Annotated in this window: 15 protein-coding genes; 10 read left to right on the top strand and 5 right to left on the bottom strand. The window is 62.2% G+C overall.

All coding sequences use genetic code 11. The features are described 5' to 3' along the window. Positions 1–12: 12 nt before the first annotated feature. Both FJ404_06445 and FJ404_06440 read right to left on the bottom strand, forming a co-directional pair. Complete coding sequence (locus FJ404_06445; protein MBM3822510.1) at positions 13–1,359, bottom strand: DUF1552 domain-containing protein; 1,347 nt, start codon at positions 1,357–1,359, stop codon at positions 13–15. Further along, the gene (locus FJ404_06440; GenBank protein ID MBM3822509.1) at positions 1,356–4,265 is read right to left on the bottom strand and encodes a DUF1592 domain-containing protein; all 2,910 of its coding nucleotides are present in this window, start codon (positions 4,263–4,265) and stop codon (positions 1,356–1,358) included. The genes FJ404_06445 and FJ404_06440 overlap by 4 nt, the downstream gene beginning before the upstream one ends. Positions 4,266–4,369: 104 nt before the next feature. Here FJ404_06440 and FJ404_06435 point away from each other — a divergent pair, with 104 nt between their 5' ends. The 4 genes from FJ404_06435 (at position 4,370) to FJ404_06420 (ending at position 8,918) form a co-directional block, all read left to right on the top strand. Then, positions 4,370–5,800, top strand: a complete 1,431-nt coding sequence (locus FJ404_06435) for a glycosyl hydrolase (protein ID MBM3822508.1) — start codon at positions 4,370–4,372, stop codon at positions 5,798–5,800. 135 nt (positions 5,801–5,935) lie between these two features. Next, positions 5,936–6,769: a hypothetical protein gene (locus tag FJ404_06430; GenBank protein MBM3822507.1), complete on the top strand. Its 834-nt coding sequence runs from the start codon at positions 5,936–5,938 to the stop codon at positions 6,767–6,769. 2 nt (positions 6,770–6,771) lie between these two features. Continuing rightward, on the top strand, positions 6,772–7,851 hold the full coding sequence (moaA, locus tag FJ404_06425) for a GTP 3',8-cyclase MoaA (GenBank protein ID MBM3822506.1): 1,080 nt from the start codon (positions 6,772–6,774) through the stop codon (positions 7,849–7,851). Then, entirely contained in the window at positions 7,848–8,918 is a 1,071-nt protein-coding gene (locus FJ404_06420) for a sugar phosphate isomerase/epimerase (protein MBM3822505.1), read from the top strand. The genes moaA and FJ404_06420 overlap by 4 nt, the downstream gene beginning before the upstream one ends. A gap of 61 nt (positions 8,919–8,979) precedes the next feature. Here the strand turns inward: FJ404_06420 and FJ404_06415 are convergent, their stop codons facing one another. Both FJ404_06415 and uvrA read right to left on the bottom strand, forming a co-directional pair. After that, complete coding sequence (locus FJ404_06415; protein ID MBM3822504.1) at positions 8,980–11,697, bottom strand: tetratricopeptide repeat protein; 2,718 nt, start codon at positions 11,695–11,697, stop codon at positions 8,980–8,982. Then, on the bottom strand, positions 11,694–14,615 hold the full coding sequence (uvrA, locus tag FJ404_06410) for an excinuclease ABC subunit UvrA (GenBank protein ID MBM3822503.1): 2,922 nt from the start codon (positions 14,613–14,615) through the stop codon (positions 11,694–11,696). Before uvrA ends, FJ404_06415 begins: the two co-directional genes overlap by 4 nt. Positions 14,616–15,227: 612 nt before the next feature. Between uvrA and FJ404_06405 the strand changes: the two genes are divergently transcribed. After that, a complete protein-coding gene (locus FJ404_06405; GenBank protein MBM3822502.1) occupies positions 15,228–16,478 on the top strand; it encodes an MFS transporter in 1,251 nt (416 codons plus the stop codon). A gap of 109 nt (positions 16,479–16,587) precedes the next feature. After that, positions 16,588–18,099, top strand: coding sequence for an arylsulfatase (locus FJ404_06400; GenBank protein MBM3822501.1), 1,512 nt, complete (start codon positions 16,588–16,590; stop codon positions 18,097–18,099). 7 nt (positions 18,100–18,106) lie between these two features. Here the strand turns inward: FJ404_06400 and FJ404_06395 are convergent, their stop codons facing one another. Beyond that, on the bottom strand, positions 18,107–18,907 hold the full coding sequence (locus FJ404_06395; protein ID MBM3822500.1) for a hypothetical protein: 801 nt from the start codon (positions 18,905–18,907) through the stop codon (positions 18,107–18,109). Between the two features lie 108 nt (positions 18,908–19,015). On the opposite strand from FJ404_06395, the gene FJ404_06390 reads away from it, so the two are divergent. From FJ404_06390 to gmd, 4 genes are all read left to right on the top strand, one after another. Next, a complete protein-coding gene (locus tag FJ404_06390) occupies positions 19,016–20,077 on the top strand; it encodes a hypothetical protein (protein ID MBM3822499.1) in 1,062 nt (353 codons plus the stop codon). Next, positions 19,984–20,445, top strand: coding sequence for a hypothetical protein (locus FJ404_06385; protein MBM3822498.1), 462 nt, complete (start codon positions 19,984–19,986; stop codon positions 20,443–20,445). The genes FJ404_06390 and FJ404_06385 overlap by 94 nt, the downstream gene beginning before the upstream one ends. Before the next feature lie 269 nt (positions 20,446–20,714). Next, positions 20,715–21,548 (top strand): DUF4159 domain-containing protein, encoded by an 834-nt coding sequence (locus tag FJ404_06380; GenBank protein MBM3822497.1) that lies wholly within the window; start codon positions 20,715–20,717, stop codon positions 21,546–21,548. Between the two features lie 71 nt (positions 21,549–21,619). Next, entirely contained in the window at positions 21,620–22,633 is a 1,014-nt protein-coding gene (gene gmd / locus FJ404_06375; protein ID MBM3822496.1) for a GDP-mannose 4,6-dehydratase, read from the top strand. Position 22,634 lies beyond the last annotated feature (1 nt).

The raw sequence follows: 22,634 nt of genomic DNA, 5'->3' as shown, positions 1-22,634 counted from the left end.
TGGGAGCCCGGCTCAGATGTCTTCCAGGGTGCCGGTGCTGTCGCCCACCCGCTCGGCTTGCACCCGGGCGCGGGCCAGCATGGCGGTGTAGAGATTGGTCATGGGCGTGAATTCGCGGGTGGCGACATGGCGGCCGGGACGCAGTTGGCCGCCTCCACTTCCCGCCAGCACCACGGGCAGTTCATCGTGATTGTGGCGGTTGCCGTCCCCGATGGCGCAGCCGTAGACGATCATCGAATTGTCGAGGACGGATCGACCGTCGGCATCCTTCATCCCGTCGAGCGTGCGGAGGAATCGGGCAAACCGCTCCATATACCACCGTTCGATCTTGGCTACCTTGAGGATCTTTTCGCGGTTTCCGGCGTGATGGGTCAAGAAATGATAGCCCTCGGCAATGCCAAGTTCAAGGAACGGACGGTTGCTCCCTTCGGGAGCGACGCAATAACTGATGACTCGCGTGGAATCGGTCTGGAACGCCAGCGCCATCAGATCGTACATCAAATCCACGTGCTCCTCATGGCGTGCGGGGATGCCGGCGGGCTGTTCCCGGTCCGGATTCGGAAGGGGAAATTGTTCGATCTTCTCAATTTGGGTTTCGATGCGCCGGACACCCTCGAGATACTCGGCGAGCTTCCCCTGATCGCCGCGGCCCAATCGACCGTGCAGGCGCCGGGCATCGGCGAGCACGAAATCGAGAATGCTCTTCCGGCGTTCGAGCCTTTCGCGAAGCCGCGCTTTGCGCTCTTCGCCCGACCCGGCGCCAAACAACCGCTCGAAAACCGCTCGCGGATTGGGCTCGGGTGAAAGAGGCAGTGTTTCTGAAGCCCAGGAAATATTGTATTGGTAAGCGCAGGGATAGCCGGTGTCACAAGCGCCGTAGAGCCGCGTGCCCTCGACGCCCAGTTGAAGCGAATCGATGCGGGTTAAATGCCCCACCTGCCGCGCGGCGACTTGATCCACGGAGATCCCCAAGTGCAGACGCGACCCGAGTGTTTTCCAAGCGTGGCAGCCCGTGAGGAAGGAGGCGCCGGCGCGAGCGTGATCCCCGGGCCCGTCGCCCCAGTTGTTGGCCGTGTCATGAGCCAGATGGGTGAGGATCTGAAACTTGTCTCTCAACTCCTTCATCGGAGCGAACGTCTCGTTCATTTCGTAACCACGTCCCTCGCCCTTGGGCACCCAGCGCTCGTAGTTGGAGCCATTGGCGAATGCGATGAAGCCCAGGCGCAGGGGCATCCCGCCCGGTGTCGTTGCAAGCGTGGCAGCCGGGGAGCCCGCCGCGACCAAGGATTCAAATGTCGGCAAGGCCAGACAGGCGCCGAGGCCGTGGAGAAAAGCGCGTCGAGGAAACCGGGTTTTCATGATCGTTTGGGAGGCCTTCGTTTTTCAGGGGGCGGTGGAGACGGGACAAAACCGCGCGTGGCCGAGCGGGTGCCGCCATCGTCACCGCGGCGCATTTGAAAGGCGGGACTTTCGACGACACCCATCAGCAGCGTGGAGAAGGTGCCGCCGTTGGCGTCGAGATCGACCGCCAGCCGGTCCACCGTGACCGCATCGGCCGGGTCGAGTCCGCGTCCGAGCGCATAGGTGAGCAATTTCTCGGAAACCCCGCGATAGAAGCGGCGTTTCTGACCAGTCAGAAACGTGCGCACATCGGCGACACCGGTCAACGTTTCGCCCGAGAGGGTGTTCTCTCGCGCCTCGATCGGGAGGCCCTCATCCCGGTCGCGCCACTGGCCCAGCACATCGAAATTTTCCAAGGCGACGCCCAGGGGATCGAAATGGGCGTGGCAAGAGGCGCAGGACTTGTCCGCCCGATGCAACGCCAGCCGTTCCCGGCCGGAGATCTTGGACGTATCACCCAGATTGACGTCCTCGAGCGCAGGCACGTTGGGCGGTGGAGGAGGAGGTTCGAGCGCCAGCAAGTTTTCCAGGACGAAGAGCCCTCGCTTGACCGGCGATGTTCGATTCGGATTCGAACTGGAGACGAGAAAACTGCCCTGAGTCAGCAGGCCGCCCCGTCGAGATTCCGGAGCGAGCTCGACACGATGGAATCCCTGCTCAGGCACGCCCGGAATGCCGTAGTAATCGGCCAGGGGCTTGTCGAGAAACGTGTAACGGGCGGTGAGCAATTCGATCAGATCGAGATCGCGCCGGGCAATGTGCTCGAAGAGCAATTCCGTCTCGCGCTTCATGGAGGCACGGACGGGGTCCAGCTTGGCACCGGCTCTCATGGAGACCGGAGTCATCAGCACGTTGCGCGTGCGCAGCCATTGACCCGGGAAATCCTCGAAGAACCGCTCGGCCTTGGCATCCGCCAGCATGCGCTTCACCTGAGCCCGGAGTTGCGGACGGAGCCGTCCCTGAGCGGCCAGGCGAGTGAGTTCGTCATCCGGCACGCTCAGCCAGAGCAAATACGAAAGCCGCGAGGCCAGGGCGTAGTCGTCCAGCGCATGCACGGTCGAAGGATCATTGGGTCGCGGTTGGGTCTCGGATCGGAAGAGGAATTGCGGTGACGTGAGAATGGCGATGAGGCCATGCGCGATGCCTCTTTCGAAATGAGGTTCCTGGAGGGCGACGGAAACCAAGCCATCGAGCGTGGCGGTTTCCACAGGCCGCCGAAAGGCGCGCGAAGCGGCACGCTCAAGAATGTCTCGCGCGTAGGCCCGGCGTTTCCGTGTTTCCCGGGGAGGCTCGCCCTTGAAGAACACCCGCTGATGAGGCTCGGGGTAGGTGAGGTGGCGTTGCTCGAGCGGTCCGACCAGCCTCGCCGCGGGCCGCAGTGCGAGGGCCTTCAGCGCACCTTTGAAATCCGGAACCTTGGGTTCGGTGGACAAAAGGATGGTGTGGCGGCCGGCGGATAGATGGAGGTTGGTGGCGTAACGGTGGGTCTTGTATCCGCCGATGTCGATGCGATCCTGGCCCAACACCGTCTCGCTCATCCGGACCGCCATATCGTAAGCGCCACCATACTCCTGCCAGCCTCCGACGGTGAATTGAATTTCAACGCGGTACGAGCCGGCGTGATGCGTCTCGACGGAGAGCGTTTGGGCATGGACTTTTTCGGTGGAACTCGCCGCCTTGGCAAAGTCGCCCGGCTGGAATTTTTGCTCGGGCGGGCGCGGACCGTCGAGGGAAACCACGCGGGAAACGACATCCTCGGCGATCTCGAAATAGCGGTCCAGCAGGGCGGGAGGCAGAGTCAGGAAATCCCCGATGTTATCGAAACCGTGCGCCGTTTCATCCGGCGGCAGACGGTCGCGCAACCGCTGCCGCGTGGTGCTGGCGTTGGAGACGTCGCTGCTGAAACTCGACTCGGACGCGAGGTCGGCGCCGAAGAGGTCCTGGATGGAGAACTCGTATTCGAGGCGGTTCAAACGACGCAGCGTGACACGTCCGGGATCGGGCCGTTCAAAATCGACTCCCAGCTTTTCAGAGGCGATCCAGCGGACGATGGACTCGCGTTCCTCGGGGCTTGGCTGGGCCCGGCCGGCGGGCGGCATGAACTCGTGACGCGTGATTTTCCAGGCCTTTTGCCAGTGGGCGGCGGATTCAGCGCTTGGGGAGGCTTTGAGCCACGCGTCCAGCTCGACCTCGCCTTTGCGGGCGCCATCCGCGTGGCAGTCGAAGCAATACTGTTGCAGCAAGGCGGGGCCGGAACTCGAGCGTGCGGCAGCGGTCAGGGAAAGGGAGGCGAGAGCAAGAACGACGAAGAGGACGACCCGGCCCGCCCCGGTCAGGCTCGGCGTTCTTCGATCGCGAATTCGAATGGCCGGGGCGGTTGGCATGGATTCAGGCATTATGAGCGATCGGGGGGCAAAAGAGAACGCGAAAATGAGGTTTCCCAAATGCCGGGGGTGCAGCCCGATGTTGCCGGTGATGCAGGTAGGGCGCGTCCGTCCCGGCGCGCCGCCGGAGCATGATGTTTTGCATCCCGTGGGCGGCGGGCTGGGACAGGCCCGCCCTACCAACAACATCGGGATACACGGCGATGCCGGGGGTGCAGCCCGAAGTGGTCTATTGGGTGGCGCAGGCTGCCCAGCCTGCGAAACAGCAGACAGGGCTGTCGGCGTGACCAAGACAACCCGGTCACCGACAAACTGTGGATGCACCGGAACGCCGGCTGTGCATCCACAGCTTTTCGGGGCGCGCCGTTCACGGCGCTTCCGCTCGTGCCCATCCGCCGCGGCGATCTCCTCCCGCTCCATGTCCCGCCCCTGGGTGGATGCCTTCGCCCTGGGATGACCCTTGCCCGTTGAAAGTGCCATGCCCCGTTGAGGACACGCCCTGAAGCGGCGTGAACGCTGCGCCCCGGCCCTTCTTCTCGCATTTCGGGATTGCGATCCGGCGGGATCCTCTCGAAGAGTTCGTCATGCCCATCGCGATTGATTATCGGCTCACGCCCTCCGTCCTCCGCGCCTCCCTGGAAACGTTTTTCGAGCTGTCCGCCGCCAAAATCCTGGCGCTGGAAAAAGGCTGGGATGCTTCGCGTGGCACGCCGGTGTTCACGGTGCGCGGGCGCTACACGACGCGCGGATGGACGGAGTGGACGCAGGGCTTTCAATACGGCTCGGCCTTGATCCAGTTCGACGCGACCGGAGACGAGCGTTTCCTTGAGATTGGACGGCGCGGGACGTTCGAACGGATGGCGCCGCACGTCTCCCACGTTGGCGTGCATGATCACGGATTCAATAACGTCAGCACTTACGGCCATTTGCGGCGTCTGATGCGTGAAGGAAGGCTCCCGTTTTGCGAGCATGAACAGGCGTTTTACGAAATGGCGTTGAAGGTGTCCGGAGCGGTTCAAGCCGCGCGTTGGACCACGATCGCGAATGGCGAGGGTTATATTTACTCCTTCAATGGTCCCCACTCTCTGTTCATCGATACGATGCGGTCCTTGCGATCGCTGGCGTTGGCGCACCAGCTTGGGCATCGGTTGATGGGCGAGAACGACCGCTCGATTTCCCTGCTGAGGCGGATGATTGAACATGCGCGCACGACGGCCACTTACGCCTTGTACTTCGGGAAGGGCCGGGATGCTTTCGACGTGCGTGGACGCACGGCCCACGAAAGCTTGTTCAATCTCAACGACGGGCGCTATCGGTGTCCCAGCACTCAGCAAGGTTACTCGCCTTTCAGCACTTGGACCCGGGGCCTGGCTTGGGCCATCCTGGGTTTCGCGGAACAGGCGGAGTTTCTGGACTCCTTGCCGGATGGAGCAATCGAGGCGGAATTGGCCGGACTGCCCGAGGCTTCGGCCAAGGCGGTCCGAGCGCTTTTCGTGGAGTGCGCTGAAGCCACGGCGCGTCGTTATCTCGACCTCGCCTGCGCCGATGGCATTCCGGTCTGGGACGATGGTGCGCCGCAACTTTCAAAGATGGGTTCTTACGCGGGGAAGCGGTCCAATCCGTCCAATCCCTGGGAACCTTTCGACAGCTCGGCTGCCGCCATCGCCGCGCAGGGGCTGTTAAGGCTGGGCGGATTGTTGGACCGAAGGGGGCGTCGCCCCGCGTCGCGCACGTATCGCCAAGCGGGATGGACGGTGGCCCGGACGTTGTTCTCCGATCCGTATCTTTCGAGGTCGCCGCGGCATCAGGGGTTGATCCTGCACTCGGTGTATCACCGTCCCAACGGCTGGGACTACATCGCGCCAGGCCAGAAGGTTCCCAACGGCGAAAGCTCGATGTGGGGGGATTACCACGCGCGGGAATTGGCCTTGATGATCTGGCGCGAGTTGAAGCGCGCTTTGCCGCTTCGGTTTTTCGATGTGGACCCTCAGATCAGCCCTGACCTGCCGGATTGACGGCGATGCGAGGTTGAATCCCGGGCCTCGCCGTGCCGTCGAACTCCTGACCCGCCGCGCGGCGGGGCGATTCCAGGCGTGACGGTGAAGCGCCCGGCTTGCCAAACGCGATCGCGGCTAGCATCTTGATCCAACATGAAGCTGAAAATATTAATTCTGGCTCAATTGGCGGCCATCGTTGTGCTGGCGCTGCTTTGGCTCCGGCAAAAGAAGGAAACGGTCTCGGTGCTGCAATCGAGCGAGGCCAGCCTGACCGTGCTGTCGAATGATCTCTCGAAAACCAGCGCCAAGTTGACCGAACAGGAGAAAGTGAACGCCGCTCTGGAAACCAACTTGGTCAAGAAGGTTCAGGAGATCGAATCCAAGTCCGCCGAGAACAGCCAACTGGCGGTTCAATCCCAGCAAATCTCGAATCAATTGGCGTCCCTCAGTCTCACCCTGAGCCAGACCAAGGAATCGCTCGAATTGACGCAGCACGAGGTGGCGCGCCGCAACGCCCGCATCGCGGAGCTTGAATCTCAGAACAGCTCGCTCGACAAGCAGGCCGAGCAGCTCAAGTCCGCGATCGGTGATCTCGAGGGCAAGATCAAGGAGACCGAGACCAAGCTGGCCGGTGCCGAAGGTGAAAAATCATTCCTGCTGAAGGAGCTCCAACGATTGCGCGCGGAGAAGGCGGAGCTCGAGCGGCAGTTCAACGATTTGGCGGTGTTGAAGGAGCAAGTGCGGAAGTTGAAGGATGAACTGGCGATCGCTCAACGGCTCGATTGGATCCGGCGCGGCCTTTACGGCCATCAGATGAAAGCGGGTGAACGCATGGTCAACGCCTTCCGCAAACCTGCGACCCCGTCCACCAATCGCGCGGATCTCAACGTCGAGATCCGTTCGCCCAACGCGAAGTCGGCGCCGGTGCCCGCCCCCGCGAATCCTCCCGCGGTCGTGCCGCCCACGGCCCCGGCGCCCAGGCCTTGATCATGACCGTTCCGCCCACGCGGCTCGAAGACAGCTACGGGCGGGTCATGCGCGACCTGCGCATCAGCGTCACGGATCGCTGTAATTTCCGCTGCCTTTATTGCCTGCCCGAGACGGAGGAGGCCGCCAACTTCTATCGTTCCAAGTACAACCCGTTGAAGAATCCGCATCCGCTGAGGCCGATTCCCCGGGCATGGAAGCCAAAGTCCGAATTGCTGACTTTCGAGGAGATCGAGCGGGTGGCGCGGAGTGCCGTCCGGCTTGGGATTCAAAAGCTGCGTGTGACCGGGGGTGAGCCGCTGCTGCGCCGTGATTTGCCGGATTTGATTCGGCGGCTGGCGGGGCTTTCCGGAGTGGAGGATTTGGCGATGACGACGAACGGTTTTCTTTTCGCCAGCCAGGCGCGTTCGCTCCGCGAAGCGGGTTTGACCCGGGTGAGCTTCAGCCTGGATTCCCTGGATCGCGACAACTTTCGGAAACTGACCGGGCGGGACGGACTGCATGAGGTGCTGGATGCCATCGCCGTTGCGAAAACGGAGGGCTACTCACCCGTCAAGGTGAACGCGGTGATCATCCGGGGCATGAACGACCACGAGGTGGAGGACCTGGCACGCTTCGCCGCCGGCCAAGGATTGCACATGCGCTTCATCGAGTTCATGCCGCTCGACTCCAGCCGGGCCTGGCTGAAAGAGATGGTCGTGCCCGCGCGGGAGATCTTGGACCGATTGAGCGCTGCCCTCACGCTCATTCCTGTTCCTCCCGCGCATCCCGCGGAAACGGCGCGCCGCTGGCAACTCCAGGGCGCGTCGGGCGGGGAGATCGGGTTGATCGCGCCGGTGAGCGAACCTTTCTGCGGGCATTGCAACCGGCTGCGTTTGACCGCGGATGGCAAGATCCGAACCTGCCTCTTTTCCCTTGGGGAACACGATCTGCGCCCCTGGCTGCGAGGTGAGCGCGCCAACGGGGACCCTGAGTTAGGCGCGGAATTGGCCCGGATTACCGGGTTGAAAGAGGACCGCCATCACATCGGCGAACCGGATTTTGTCCAACCGGAGCGGACCATGAGCTGCATCGGAGGATGACGCATCGGGTTCGATGGTTCTCGTCGGCGGGCATACTTCCCGGTGCCCGTTGCGCACTGGACGTTTTCCCGCGGTTCCATCAGTTTTCCCCCATGAACCACCCTACAGGTTGTCCCCGCGAGTTGGATTCGGCGGTTGACGGATCGATTGGTCTCCACCATTCCCGCCGGCGTTTTCTCGATCGACTGGCTTGGGGGACGTCCGCTGTGGCGATGGCGCCGGCCCTGCGCGGAGCCCTGAATGCGGTGGAGCCTTTTCAACGGCAGGGACCGCCCCGCCTGCTCCTGAGCCTCGCCGCGTATTCGTTCCGTGATCAACTGCAAGCGGGCCAGTTGAACTTGTTCCAGTTTCTCGATTTCTGCGCCGCGCACGGCTGTGTGGGGGCGGAACTCACCAGTTATTATTTTCCCAAAGAGGTGGACGTCGCTTTCCTGTTGCGGGTCAAGGCGCACGCGTTTCTGCGGGGCATCGTCATCAGCGGCACCGCCGTCGGCAACACGTTCACCCACGGCCCGGGTGCGAAGCGCGATGAGGAAATGCGGTTGGTGAAGCAGTGGGTGGATTACGCCGCCATTCTGGGGGCACCCCATATTCGCGTCTTCGCCGGGTCCGTGCCCCAGGGCTTGAAGGCTGACGAGGCGAAGCGAAACTGCATCGCCGCGCTGGAGGAGGCTGGAGATTACGCGGGCCGGAAGGGAATCTGGCTGGGAGTTGAGAACCACGGCGGCATCGTTGCCGAGGCGAAGGATTTGGTCGAAATGGTGCGTGCCACGCGATCTCCCTGGGTTGGTGTGAACCTGGACACGGGGAATTTCCACACGGCGGATCCCTACGCCGACCTCGCCCGGGTGGCGCCTTACGCGGTGAATGTTCAGTTGAAAGGCGAACTGCGCGCGCGCGGCGGGAAAGCGGAGCGGACGGACCTGTCTCGCGTGGCCAGGATCCTCCGTGACGCGCGTTATCAGGGATTCGTCGCGTTGGAGTATGAATCCAGAGAAGACCCGTTCCAGGCGGTTCCCCGCTGGTTGGCAGAAATGAAAACGGCCTTCGGGGGCGCAGGCGTTTGAGCGGTCCGCATCGTCCGTGGTCGCCTGGGCTCTGACCCAGTCCCCTTCCGCGGGGGGCTGACTAATTGGCCGCCGCGGCTCTGGGAATTCCGGAGATTCGTTCCATCGCCTTGTCCATGCGGGCTTTGAGCGCGCCCGCGATTTCGGGCAGTTCTTTGATCAAGCGCTGATAGATGCCGGTGACGAGCTCGGGTTTTCTCTGCAGTTCCGCCACCCTCGCGGCGCCGTAGCCCGCTTGTTCAAGCGTCACCGGATCGGGAACTTCGTTCGGCCCCAGATTCTTTCCGTAGAGAATGTTGGAATAATGCTCCAGGGCGAGATCGAGCTGGCCGGTTTTCTCGCGTACCAAACCCAGGCCGTATTCGGCTTCTCCGCGCGCCATGAGATCGGCCAGCGGATGAGTGAGTGCGTTGGTGTAGGCTTGAGCCGCCTGCTCGTATCGCGCCGGATCGAGCGACGCGAGCTGCACGTGGCAATCGCCAATTTTAGCCCACGCCACGGGCGCCAGGACGTTGGTGGGAAAGGCCTGGGCGACTCGATTGAACGCCTTGATGGCTTCCGCGAACCGTTCCAACGGCTTCCCGGCTTCCGCGGCCGGTTGGGCGCGAAACGTGTCGCCCAGCGCGAACAATGCTTCCGCCGCTTCCTCCGGGCTCGCCTTCGGATCATCGACGATGGCTGCGAAATGCGCACGGGCCTCGTCGTATCCCAACCTCGCGAACGCCGACCGCCCCGCCGCCAGGCGCGCCTGCCATCGGAGAGTGGAGGGCGCGTTGGTGTCCCCGGCGGCCTTCTGGAAATGCGTCTCTGCTTTGACGAACTCCCCCAGATTGTACTCGTGGTTGCCCAGCCAGTATGAGGCGCGTGGCGCCTCCGGGTGCTGCGGGAAGCGTTCGACGAATTCGGCGAAAAACACGGCCGCCTTCACGTCGTCACCCGCGCGTTCCGTCAGCCAAGCCCGGTCGAACGACACTGCGGAGGCGGCGGCATGATTCGTGTAAGCCGCCAGCCAGCGATCGTAGTGCGCGGCGGCTTCCTTCCAGTTCGATTCCTTCACGTGCGTTCGAGCGATGGCCAGCTTCACCTCCGGCATCAGCGGAGATTGCGGGGCGGCCTCCGCCAACTGTTCGAACAAACGGCGGCCCTCCGACGGCTTCCCCTCTCTCGCCAGAGCCTGGCCGACGTGCAGCATGCCGCGTCCGCCGTATTCCTTCTCCGGAAAATCCCTGAACAAACGTTCGATGGCGCGGATGGCGGTGTTCTGGTCCCGGGCGCCGATCGAGGACTCCGCGAGCTGAAACAGAGCCTGCGGCATCAGCCCTTCCTTCAATTTGGGCGATCCCTCGCAAGCCTGCACCACCGCGGCGTAATGTCCGGCGGCTCGGGCGTGCTGCCTCAGGAGCAGCGCGCAATCCCCCGCCTTGAAACGAGCCAGCGCCTGGTTTTCACCCGCCGGGAGCAGGCTCGCGGCTTGCTCGAAGTCTCCGAGCGCCGACAGGGTGAGATTCGTTTCCGTGCCGGTCCCGGAAAGCACCCAGCGGCACCATCCTCGCAGCCAAAAGGCTTGGCCGTGATAAGGACCATTCGTGCCACCGGCCACCACTTTGTCCAGCAAGGGAATCGCCTTTGCCAGGGCCGCCGCCGGGGCATTGGAGGATGGCAGGGTCGTTCCCTCCGTGGATCGCCAGTGCATCGCGAGCGTGAGATCGGACCATTGCACTCTCGCCAGGTCCGCCTGCTTGTCGTCCGGAGCTTGGCCCAGAAACGATTCAAGGTATTGAGCCATTTCCGCCTCGCGGTCTTGCTTCCGTTTGATCGACGTCAAGCGCAACAAGGCGTCCCGACGAAGCTCTTCCACGAGCCCGGGCGCCAGATTATTGGTGAACGCGAGAAAAGCGCCGTCCAGATCCCCCGTCGCTTCCAGGAGCGCGGCCCACCCGGCGTGGGACCGGGCGGCGTAGGACTTCTCCGCGATCTTTTTCGAAGTCTCCACCAAGTTCGTGGCCGCGCGCAGGGCGAGGTTGGTGCGCGCCAAAGCGAGTTGAGCCCGGAACACCGCGTGTTCCCGCTGCCAGGCGAGCTCGGGCACGACCTTGGCGGCCTCAATGCGCAACAGCGCCTCCAGGGCCGACTCCGCCCGGGACGTGCCCAGAAATGCTTCCGCCGCCAGCAGGTAGCCGCGATACACGACGTCGCTGCCGCTCGCTGCTTTGCCGCCCGCCAGTTGTTGGAACGCGTTGCCGGGCGTGGTGATGAGGTCCGCGGCCTTGCGCAGATCGCCGCGCCGAAAATGCGATACCGATTCGCCAAACGCCGCGTCCAGACGCCATCTCGAACCGGGAAATCCCTGGACAATCTTGGCGAAAGCCGAGGCGGCTTCCGAAAAATTCCCGCGCAAGAGTTGCGCCTGCCCGATCCAGTAATGGTACTCGTCCGCGATTGGCCCGGCCAGGGACAGTCCTCCCTGGAGCAGTTCGACCACGCCGGTGTATTGCTTCAATTCGAACCGGGCCTGGCCCTGGCGAGCGAGGGCCTCGGACCAGCGCGTGGACATGGGATAATGCTTGGTGAATTCGCCAAACGTTTTCTCCGCGTACTCGTAGTTTCGGTCCTGAAAGGCTCTCGCGGCCGTATCGAACAATTCCGCTTCGGGCAGCACTTGGGCCTGCCCCGGCCCGCACAGGACGCCCAGCCCCAGAGCGAGCAGAATCCACCTCCAAGCTCCATGGGCAAGGGCGGGAACGCCCGAGAACTCCGGCCTTGGGGCGAGTCGTTTCATGCAGCGGCCGGCGCGGGTTGAAGGTTTCGCTCCAGGAGCCGCTTCAGGTAACGGCCCGTATGACTCCGCTCGCAGGAGGACACCTGCTCGGGAGTGCCTTGCGCCACAACTTCCCCGCCGAGGTGGCCCCCTTCGGGACCCAGGTCGATGATCCAGTCGGCGGTCTTAATGACGTCGAGGTTGTGTTCGATCACGAGCAAAGTGTTGCCGGAGGCTTTGAGCCGACCCAGCACGTCGAGCAATTTGGCCACGTCATGAAAATGCAGCCCGGTGGTCGGTTCGTCGAGAATGTACAGCGTGCGGCCGGTCGCCTTGCGGCTCAACTCCGCCGCCAGCTTGACACGTTGCGCCTCGCCGCCGCTCAAGGTGGTGGCCGACTGGCCCAGCCCCAGATATCCCAACCCGACTTCCGACAGGGTTAAGCAAGGATCGTAGATTTGAGGAACGGCCCGGAAGAACGTGACGGCTTCATCAACGGTCAGCATGAGCACATCGGCGATATTCAGGCCCTTGTAGGCGATTTCAAGCGTCTCGCGGTTGTAGCGGCGCCCGTGGCAAGTCTCGCAGGTGACATAGACCGGCGGCAGAAAATGCATCTCAATCTCCAGCGATCCGTCCCCCTGGCATTTTTCGCAGCGCCCGCCCTTGACGTTGAAGCTGAACCGGCTGGCTTCATAGCCCCGGACTTTGGCGGCCGGAATCTTCGCAAACAACTCCCGGATATGATTGAACATGCCGGTGTAGGTGGCGGGATTGCTGCGCGGAGTCCTCCCAATCGGAGTTTGATCGATCACCACCACCTTGTCCAAATGCTCCGCCCCCTCGATGGAGTCGTGACGCCCCGGACGCTCCTTCGAGCCGTGAAAATGCCGGAACAAAGCCCTCCTCACAATGTCATCGACCAGCGTGCTCTTCCCGGAGCCGCTCACGCCTGTGACGCACGTCATCAACCCCAGGGGAATCGAGACCGAGATGCTTTTGAGGTTGTTTTCCGAGGCGCCGCGGACGCGCAACGTTCCCTTCTCGGCACTGGGCGCGGCCCGTTTGCGCGGCACGGGAATCATCAGTTCGCCGGAGAGGTATTGTCCCGTCAGCGACGCCCGCGTGGCCATGATCTCGGTCGGAGTTCCCGCCGCGACAATCTCCCCCCCTCGCACGCCTGCGCCCGGTCCGAGGTCCACCACATAGTCGGCGTGCCGGATGGTGTCCTCGTCATGCTCCACCACCATGACGCTGTTGCCCAGATCCCGCAGTTGAAACAGGGTCTTCAGCAGTCGGTCATTGTCCCGCTGATGCAATCCGATGCTGGGTTCATCCAGGATGTAGAGGACCCCCACCAGGCCGGCCCCGATCTGGGTGGCGAGGCGAATCCGTTGCGCCTCCCCTCCGCTCAACGTGCCGCTTTCTCGATCCAGGGTGAGATAGCCCAGGCCAACCTCGCGCAGGAATTTCAGACGGGACACGATTTCGTGGAGCGGTTCCGAGGCGATCTTGCTTTGCAGTTCCGTGAGTGAAAGACCGGCAAAGAAGCGCGCCGCCTCCTCCACGGTCATGGCGCAAACATCCATGATCGAGCGGCCGGGCACGATCCGCTCGGGTGCGCGCTCGGATCCCAGCGTGACCGCCAGCATTTCCGGCCGCAATCGGCGGCCTCCACACCCGTCGCAAGGCCTCGGGGCCATGAACGCCTTCAGACGGTTGCGCGTGAATTCGCTTTCGCTCTCCACGTAGAGCCGCTCCAGATTCGGAACAACCCCTTCGAACGATTTGTGCACCACGCTCGACTTGCCTGCACGCCAGAACTGAAATCGGATCTCCGTCTCGCCACTGCCCCACAAGAGCACATGGCGAAAGGCCTCGGTCAGTCCCTTGAAAGGAACTTCGAGACTCTCGCCGTAGTGTTCGGCAAGCCCCTTCAACAGGGCCTTGTAATAAACAATCATGCGCTTGCCGCCCCGCCTCCACGGCAGGATTGCGCCTTGCTCGATCGACTTGTGCGGGTCAGGCACCATGAGGTCCGGCTCGAACACCAGCTTCTGCCCGAGTCCATGACACACCGGACACGCGCCGAAGGGCGAATTGAACGAGAAATGTTTGGGGCCAGGCTTTTCAAACGTCTTGCCCGTCACCGGACTCACCGCCCGGTTTGAAAACGAACGCTCGTGCCAAGTGTCCGACGCGTCCACGCCGGACGTTTGATGCAGCGTGCCCAGGCGGCCCTCCCCCCATCGCAACGCCAGTTCCACGGAATCCGCCAGCCGCACACGGATCTTGTCATCGATCACCAGCCGGTCCACCACCGCCTCGATCGTATGCGTCGCTTTGGCATCAAGGCGCGTCCGAACCTCCCCCCCGATCTCAGTGACGACCCCGTCGATTCGGGCTCGGACAAAACCCTCGCGCGCGAGACGCTCCAGGACATCTCGAAACTCGCCCTTCTGGCCCGTCACCACCGGCGCCAGCACCATGAGCCGCGTGCGGGGCGGAAGTTGGAGCAGCGCGTCCACGATGTCCGAACCCGTCTGCTGGAACATCGGCTGTCCGCTTTCCGGACAATGCGCCTGTCCGATGCTGGCAAACAGCAGGCGAAGGTAGTCGTAGATTTCGGTGGTGGTGGCGATGGTGGATCGCGGATTCGCCGCCGCGCCGCGCTGTTCGATGGCGATGGAGGGCGACAAGCCCTCGATGTAATCCACCTCCGGCTTCTTCAGTTGATCGAGGAACTGGCGCGCGTAGGCGGAAAGGGACTCGACATATTTGCGCTGGCCCTCGGCAAAGAGAGTGTCAAAAGCCAGAGTCGATTTTCCCGAGCCGCTCAAGCCGGTCAGAACCACCAGCTTGTCGCGGGGAATCGAAAGGGTGAGGTTCTTGAGATTGTGTTCTCGCGCTCCGCCAATTTTGATGAAGTCCTTCGCCATGCAACAGTCCACCCCGCTTCGGAGTGAAGACCTGCAAGCCTAACCCACGGGCTCGAAAAGATAAACCAAGTTCGGGTTGCGCCGGAGAGGCGCGGTGCATCCCGAAGTGGTCTGTCGTGTGGCGCAGGCTACCCAGCCTGCCGTATCGCCGACGGCCCGTCGGCCCGGCGGGTGAAGAACGAGGCCCTTTCATGATCTCCACGCGCCTGGTTCCCTTCGTCGCCCCGCAGGCTGGGCAGCCTGCGAAACAGCAGACAGGGCTGTCTGCGTTACCACGACACCCGGTCACCGACAACCTCTGGATGAACCGGGCAAGGCGCGGTGCCTCCGCGAGTTGTCGGGGCGCGCCGTTCACGGCGCTTCCGCTCGCGCCCATCGGCCTCGGCGATCTCCTCCCGTTCCATGGCCCGCCCTGGGTGAATGCCTTCGCCCTGGCAGCACCCTTGCCCGTGGAACTTTCCCTGCCCCTTCGAAGACACGCCTTGAAGCGGCGTGAACGCCGCGCCCCCCGACCACTTGCGGATCCACGGGGAGAGGCGAGAACGCTTCGTAGGTTCTCTGAAATCCGGCTTGGATTCCCCGCGGTTGAAAGGCAAGCTTCGCCCTGTTCCCATGTCCACACCCGCCTCCTCCCCCACGCTCACCCGCAGTCAATGGATGGTTCTGGTCGCCGCGTTTTTGGGATGGCTGTTCGACGGATTCGAAATCGGCCTTTTCCCCGTGATCGCCCGACCTGCCCTGCTCAATCTGCTGGGCAACGCCGGGGACGCCCAGGTGGGGCCCTGGATGGCCAAGATCACCGCCGCCTTTTTGATCGGCGCGGCCCTGGGTGGAGTGGTTTTCGGCTGGCTCGGTGACAAGATCGGACGCGTCCGCGCTCTGTCGCTGAGCATTCTGGCCTATTCGCTGTTTACCGGGCTTGGATACTTCGCCCAGGAGCCCTGGCACTTGGCGGTGGTCCGTTTTCTCGCCGCGCTGGGCATGGGCGGCGAATGGGCGCTCGGCGTCGCCCTGGTCATGGAATGCTGGCCCGAGAAATGGCGTCCAGCCCTTGCCGGCGCGATCGGCGCCGCCGCCAATTGCGGATTCCTCCTGACCGGCATCATCGCCAAACAATTCCCGGTGACGCCGGACTCCTGGCGGTGGATGTTCATCGTCGGCGCGCTCCCGGCGCTGCTCGTGTTGTTCATCCGCCTGACCGTTCCGGAATCCGAGCGATGGAAGGCCTCGGTCAAACCTCATGAAACATCGTCGCCGGTCGCCGAGGTTTTTTCGCCGGCGTTGATCCGACACACCTTGCTGGGCATCGTGTTTGCCTCCGTCGCGCTCATCGGCACCTGGGGCTCGGTCACCTGGATTCCATTGTGGGCTGATCAATTGGCCGGTGCTGCCAATCCCACCGCCAAGGCGGACACCCAGATGTTGCAGGCGTTGGGCGCGATTCTGGGATCGAGCATTGCTCCGTTCGTGGGATCCAAACTGGGACGGCGCCCCGCTTACTTCCTTCTTTGCCTGGCCTCGCTGGCCGTGTGCGCGTTCATGTTCCGCACCATCTCCACCTATGGGTCCTCGTTTCTGGCGTGCGCGTTCGTGGTCAGCGCATGCACCGCCTCGTTCTACGGCTGGTTTCCCCTTTATCTTCCCGAACTCTTCCCCACCCGCGTGCGCGCGACAGGACAGGGATTGTGCTACAACTTCGGCCGAATTTTCGCGGCGGGCGGCGCGCTCTTTCAGGGGGAACTCGTGCGGCGTTTCAACGGGAGTTATGCGGAAGCCGGGGCCATCGTCACCCTGGTGTATCTCCTTGGCATGGCGGTGATCTGGTTGGCGCCGGAAACCAAAGGCAAACCGCTGCCGGAATAGTATTGCTGCCATGGACTTGCCGGTCGTCCCTCATCGCGTTCGTCCCCGGTTGAGACGCCCGGCCTGGCCATCCCCATTTCGGATCCCATTCGCGTGGAGGCTCGGCCTGATGCTCTTCTTTTTCATCGGATCCTTTGCCGCCCAGACGGCAGCACATGCAAAGGCTCGACGGCCCAACATTCTTCTCATTCTGGCGGACGATCTCGGCTACGGCGACGTCGGGTGTTTCAACCGGCATTCCAAAATTCCCACGCCTCATCTGGATCGATTGGCCCGCGAGGGATTGCGTTGCCTGGACGCGCATTCTCCCTCGAGCGTTTGCACGCCGACCCGTTACGGGCTCCTGACCGGACGCTACGCTTGGAGAACGCGGCTCGAGAAAGGCGTGCTGCTTGGATTCAGCCCGCCCTTGCTGGCGCCCGGCCAGCCGACCCTGGCGTCCACACTCGCCAGCCAGGGCTATCGCACCGCGATGATCGGAAAATGGCACTTGGGCCTCTCCTGGCCGGCCCGAGATCCCGGCACCCAGTTCCTCGATCAATCCGAATCCGCCGCAACCGGTTGGAAAGTGGACTATCGAAAGCCTTTCGAGGGCGGACCCCTTGCCGCTGGATTCCACACTTTCTTTGGCATCAGCGCTTCACTCGATATGCCACCCTATGTGGACCTCATTGATCATCGTGTGTCGGAGATCCCGAGCGTGGACAAAACCTGGATTCGCAAGGGACCCGCAGCCTCGAGCTTCGAAGCCGAGGAAGTTCTGCCGCGACAGGAAAGAAAAGCGGTGGAGTTCATCGACAGTCAGGCCGGGGCCGCCGTGTCGCGCGCGCCTTTCTTTCTCTATCTTGCTTTAACCAGCCCGCACACGCCGATTCTCCCCACGCCCGAGTGGAAAGGCCGCTCCGGCCTGAATCCCTACGCCGACTTCGTCCTGCAGACCGATGCCACGATCGGACGCCTGATGGAAGCGCTGAGAAGGAACGGCATGGAGGACGAGACCTTGGTCATCTTTACCGCGGACAACGGATGTTCGCCCGCCGCGGGTTGGGCGAAGCTCAGGAGCACGGGCCATTCACCTTCGGGACCGTTTCGAGGACACAAGGCCGATCTCTTTGAAGGCGGCCATCGAGTGCCGTTTGTCGCGAGATGGCCGGGGCGGGTCAAGGCGGGTTCGAGCTCCAAACGAGCGCTGTGCCTCACGGATCTTTCCGCCACCTTCCGCGATCTCGTGGGTGGCCAATGGGATCACGCTTCGACCTTGGACAGTTTCAGCTTTGCCGACCTTCTCGGGGGGAAGCGGGAAGGACCGAAGCGCGGCCATTTGATTCATCATTCCATCGACGGATCGTTCGGGGTGCGGGAAGGACGCTGGAAACTGCTTCTCTGCGGCGGTTCAGGGGGATGGAGCGAGCCAAAACCCGGATCCGACTCGGAAAAGCAATTGCCCCGGAAGCAGCTTTACGATCTGGAGTCCGACCCGGGCGAATCCCGGAATCGAATCGCCGACTATCCTGAAATGGCCAACGCGCTCGAACGGCAATTGCAACGATGGGTCCAGAACGGGCGATCCACACCGGGCCCAGCCGCGGCCAACGATCGAACGGTGAAATGGATCCGCTGAGCCCTGGCTACTTCTTGGATTTGAAGTTGTCGAGAATGCCTTTGGCGGCTTTGCCCACGTCCTCGGCGCCGGTCTTCTTCAGCGCGTCTTTTGCCTGTTTCACAGCGGTATCCACCACGGCTTTGCCCGATTGGGCAATGGCATCCATGGCCGCCTCCGCCGTCTTCTGATTCACCACGGTGAGCACTTCCTTGACGAATTCAGCGCCCGACAAACCATTCCCTTGGGATCCGAGTCCTTTCAATTCGATATCGGGCAGGGTTAGCGAAAGGGATTGCCCGCCGAGCACCGTGGCCGCGACGTTCACTTTGGCGCCCTTCAACACAAACGCATCGACTTGAATTTTCCTGGAGCCGCCGCTCGCGTCTTGGGACGTTCCCCCTCCCGTGCCCCCGCCGGTCAAAGCGTTGACCGACGCCCGCACATTTTCGACCAGCTTGCCGAGGTTGCTCGACTTGAGATCCGTCTCGAAGGTGATTTCAGGCGCTTCAAGGCGGATGGATTTCACCACGATCCTGTCCGACCAAAGCGATCTCACATCGACGGACACCGCGGTGGATTCCGCCTTGATGGCGGAGGGAGTCTTGAACCCCTGGGGGTTGCCGATGAACAGCCCTTTCAATTCGCCCTGGCCGCTCAGCGCGGAAACGTTTGCGCCCGCCAGTTGGACATCGACTTTGGTGACTTCGGGGCCGACCGCTTCCACCCCGGTCTTGATCAACGCTCCGAAGTAAAAAATGCCGGCCAAAAACGCTCCGGCGACCGCCAGGACCGCCAACACCACCAGCGCCAGGAGGATTTTTTTCATCAAGTTGAACGTGCTGTCGGGCCTGCCGCTTGTAAAGCGGGAAGTCGGTGCCCTGATCACCGGACAAGGAAGTTTTCGACCGCTGATTTTGAGTCCACACGCATCGGGATGGGTCTTGGGACGCGCTGGAACTTTCTTCCGATGATCGACACTTCAAATGAAGCGACCCCCATGCTAACAATCCTCGGTCCATCCGTGAAATCCGTGCCATCCGCCGTTGAAAAGATCCTGTTCGCCTGCGGAATGCTGTCCCTCGCGTTCTTCCTGACCGCGGATCTCGCCGCGCAGGAACTTCGCGTGGATTTGGGTTCCCCGGCTGGAACCTTTCGCGCCTTGCACGGACTCAACAAGGGTCCCTTGTCGCCGGGAGGACTCATCGACCTGACCGAGTCCATTCGCGACCTGCGCCCTCCCTCCATCCGACTGCACGATTGTCATTGGCCGTATCCGGACGTCGTGGATATCCACACGATTTTTCCGAGATTCGAGGCCGACCCTCGGGTTCCCGCCCATTACGATTTCGCCCGCACGGATGCCTATTTGGAGGCGGTGAGGCGCACGGGAGCGGACATGGTGTACCGCTTGGGTGAGAGCATTGAGCATGACCCGACCAAGAAACATGTGCATCCGCCCAAGGATGCAGATCAATGGGCCGCCATCGGTCTCGGCATCATCCGCCACTACAACGAAGGCTGGGCCGGTGGACACCGGTGGAATATCCGCTATTGGGAAATCTGGAACGAACCGGAGAATCGTCCAGCCATGTGGACTGGCACGGACGAGGACTACTTCCGGCTTTACCGCGCCACCGCGCGCGCGATTAAAACGCGCTATCCTCATCTCAAGGTCGGGGGTCCCGCGGTGGGGCACAGTGGGGATTGGAAGGACGGTGTGTTTCGGCCCAGCGCGTTTGTGATTCGATTTTTGTCCTTTTGCCGGGAGCAATCGCTGCCCTTGGATTTCTTTTCCTGGCACGGCTACACGGCGGATCCTTCCGAGTATTCCAGGAAAGCCCGGGCCCTGCGACGGCTTTTGGATGACTTTGGATTCACCGCCACCGAAAGTCATTTGAACGAATGGAATTACCTGCCCAACTTTTTCACGGGGAATTGGGAGGGTTTGGCCTGTTCAACGAACACGGAGTGCCCCAGGCCAATTACGCCGCCTTGAAAGCATTTCGAATGCTGCTTGAGGCGTCGTCTCGACGCCAGACCGCCGGTTCGGTGCCGGGTCAACTCGCGATCGCATCCGGCGTTGATTCCGAGGGCCTGGGCGCCACGATCTTGGTTGCCAACTACGCGGACCGCCGCAAACGATTCCAACTGGAGATGGCTCGTTCACCGTGGAAGGGTCGAACTTCGATTCGGATTGAAAAGCTCGAGGGCCGTTCTGGATTCCGTCCCGAGCCCGCGATCCGGCTGGCCTCGCGGTCTCTTCGCCTGAAATTGGATCTGGAAACGCCCGGCGTCGCACTGATTCATCTCCAGGCGGAACGGCCATCGCCTGAGAAAGGTCGCAGTGGGAGAGACGACCCTTGAGAGAGGCCTTTGTCGCCCAGATCTTACGATCAATCGACGCGGATCAATGGCCGTTTCCAGATTGAATTGCCACCGAGCGGCGAAGGCAATGGGGGGTGAGTGAAATAGGCAGCCGGCCATGGTTTTCGCCTGGCTGGGGTGGTTCGCGGTGTGTTCCATTCCTGGTTTCTCCATCCATCCGAGATTCTTGCTGAGATCCGTTCTTGAAGCCGCGGGCTGCCATCCACCACACTCTCGAGTCCGCGAGGCTCGCGAGACCAATGTTTTGCATGAGTTCGAGGCTGAGAACCACGGCTGTTTTCCTGGTCTTTGTGCTGGCCGTAACGGTCATGGCGCAACGCATGGGGGGCGGACGCCGCCGCTCGGCTCTGGACCAGCTCGATCGCGGCAATGTTCCGCAATGGGAATTGTCGGCGGACTACAAAGCGACCTGCTTCACCTTCGCCCGCGTGAAATACCGTTCCATGCGCGACAGCAGCAGCTACGCGTGGTGGACGGATTACCCGGACGCCGACCTGAATCTCTCCTGGCGGCTGCATCAATTGACGACGATGCAGGTGGAACCCAACGGCAAAGTGATCGAGATCACGGATCCCGCCTTGTTCGACCATCCCTTTCTGATGATGAGCGGCGTGCCAGCCATCATCATGGATGAGGACGAGGCTGCCATTCTACGCCGGCACCTGTTGGCCGGTGGATTTCTGATGGTGGACGATTTTTGGGGCGAGGCGCACTGGGATCACTTTTACGAGGAGGCGGTAAAGAAGATTTTTCCCGACCGCGAACCGCAGGAACTGCCCTTGAGCCACCCCATCTTCAACTGTGTGTTCACGTTGAAGGAGAAGCCGCAAATCCCGAATGTGGGTTTCGCGGTGCGCAACCGCGGCACGGGCATCACCTGGGAAGTCGAGGACGGTCAGACTCCGCATTACCGGGGCATCCTGGACGACAAAGGGCGGGTCGTCATGCTGATCTGTCACAACACGGACCTGGGCGATGGATGGGAAGAGGAAGCGACGGATCCCTACTATTTCACGGAGTTTTCGGAAAAGAAAGCCTATCCCTTGGGCATCAACATCGTCGTGTACACGATGACTCATTGAGTCGCGGATCACCTGCTTCTGGACTTGCCAGGGCACCCGGTTTTCCACCACGGTCTGCGCGTCAATCATTTATGCCCAAAAAGGCCCTCGTCACCGGCATCACTGGTCAGGATGGATCTTATCTCGCCGAACTCTTGCTTGAGAAGGGCTACGAGGTGCATGGGATCATCCGCCGCGCCAGCACCTTCAACACCGGACGTCTGAACTCGATTTATTCGGACCCGCAGTCGCCTCACAAGCGCTTGTTTCTGCATTACGGTGATCTGGCGGACGCCAGCGGCCTGGCCAGGCTCATCGGGCAGATTCATCCGGAGGAGGTTTACAATCTGGCGGCGCAAAGCCACGTGCGGGTGAGTTTCGACACCCCGGAATACACGGCCGACGTCACGGCGACGGGCGCGCTCAGGCTGCTCGAAGCGTTGCGGGAAACCGGAGTCAAAGCGCGCTTCTACCAAGCTTCCTCGAGCGAAATGTTCGGCAAGGTGCAGGAAGTGCCTCAGCGGGAAACCACGCCTTTCTACCCTCGCAGTCCTTACGGATGCGCCAAAGTGTTCGCGTTTTGGGCCACGGTGAATTACCGCGAATCGTTCGGCATGCACGCCAGCAACGGGATCTTGTTCAACCATGAATCCCCGCGCCGGGGCGAAACTTTCGTCACCCGCAAAATCACGCGCGCCGTCGCCCACATCCAGGCCGGCCTGCAAAAAAAACTCTACCTCGGCAATCTGGACGCGAAACGGGACTGGGGCTACGCCAAGGAATACGTCGAAGCCATGTGGCTGATGCTGCAGCAGGAAACACCCGACGATTACGTCATCGCCACGAACGAGACTCATTCCATCCGGGAATTTCTCGAAGTCGCGTTCTCCCACGCGGGTCTCGATTGGCGCGCCTACGTCGATATCGATCCGCGCTACTATCGCCCGGCCGAAGTCGATTTGCTCATCGGCGATTATGGACGCGCCAAAGCCCGCCTGGGCTGGGAACCACGCACGCGCTTCCACGATCTCGCCCGGCTCATGGTGGACGCCGACATCAAACTCCTGCGCGACCACCAGGAGGGCCGCATCGAAGTCCGCAGCTAGC

This window comes from Verrucomicrobiota bacterium (assembly GCA_016871495.1).
Taxonomy (GTDB): domain Bacteria; phylum Verrucomicrobiota; class Verrucomicrobiia; order Limisphaerales; family VHDF01; genus VHDF01.
Note: the sequence above shows the minus strand (reverse complement) of the source record. Positions and strands in the feature narration are given on the sequence as shown.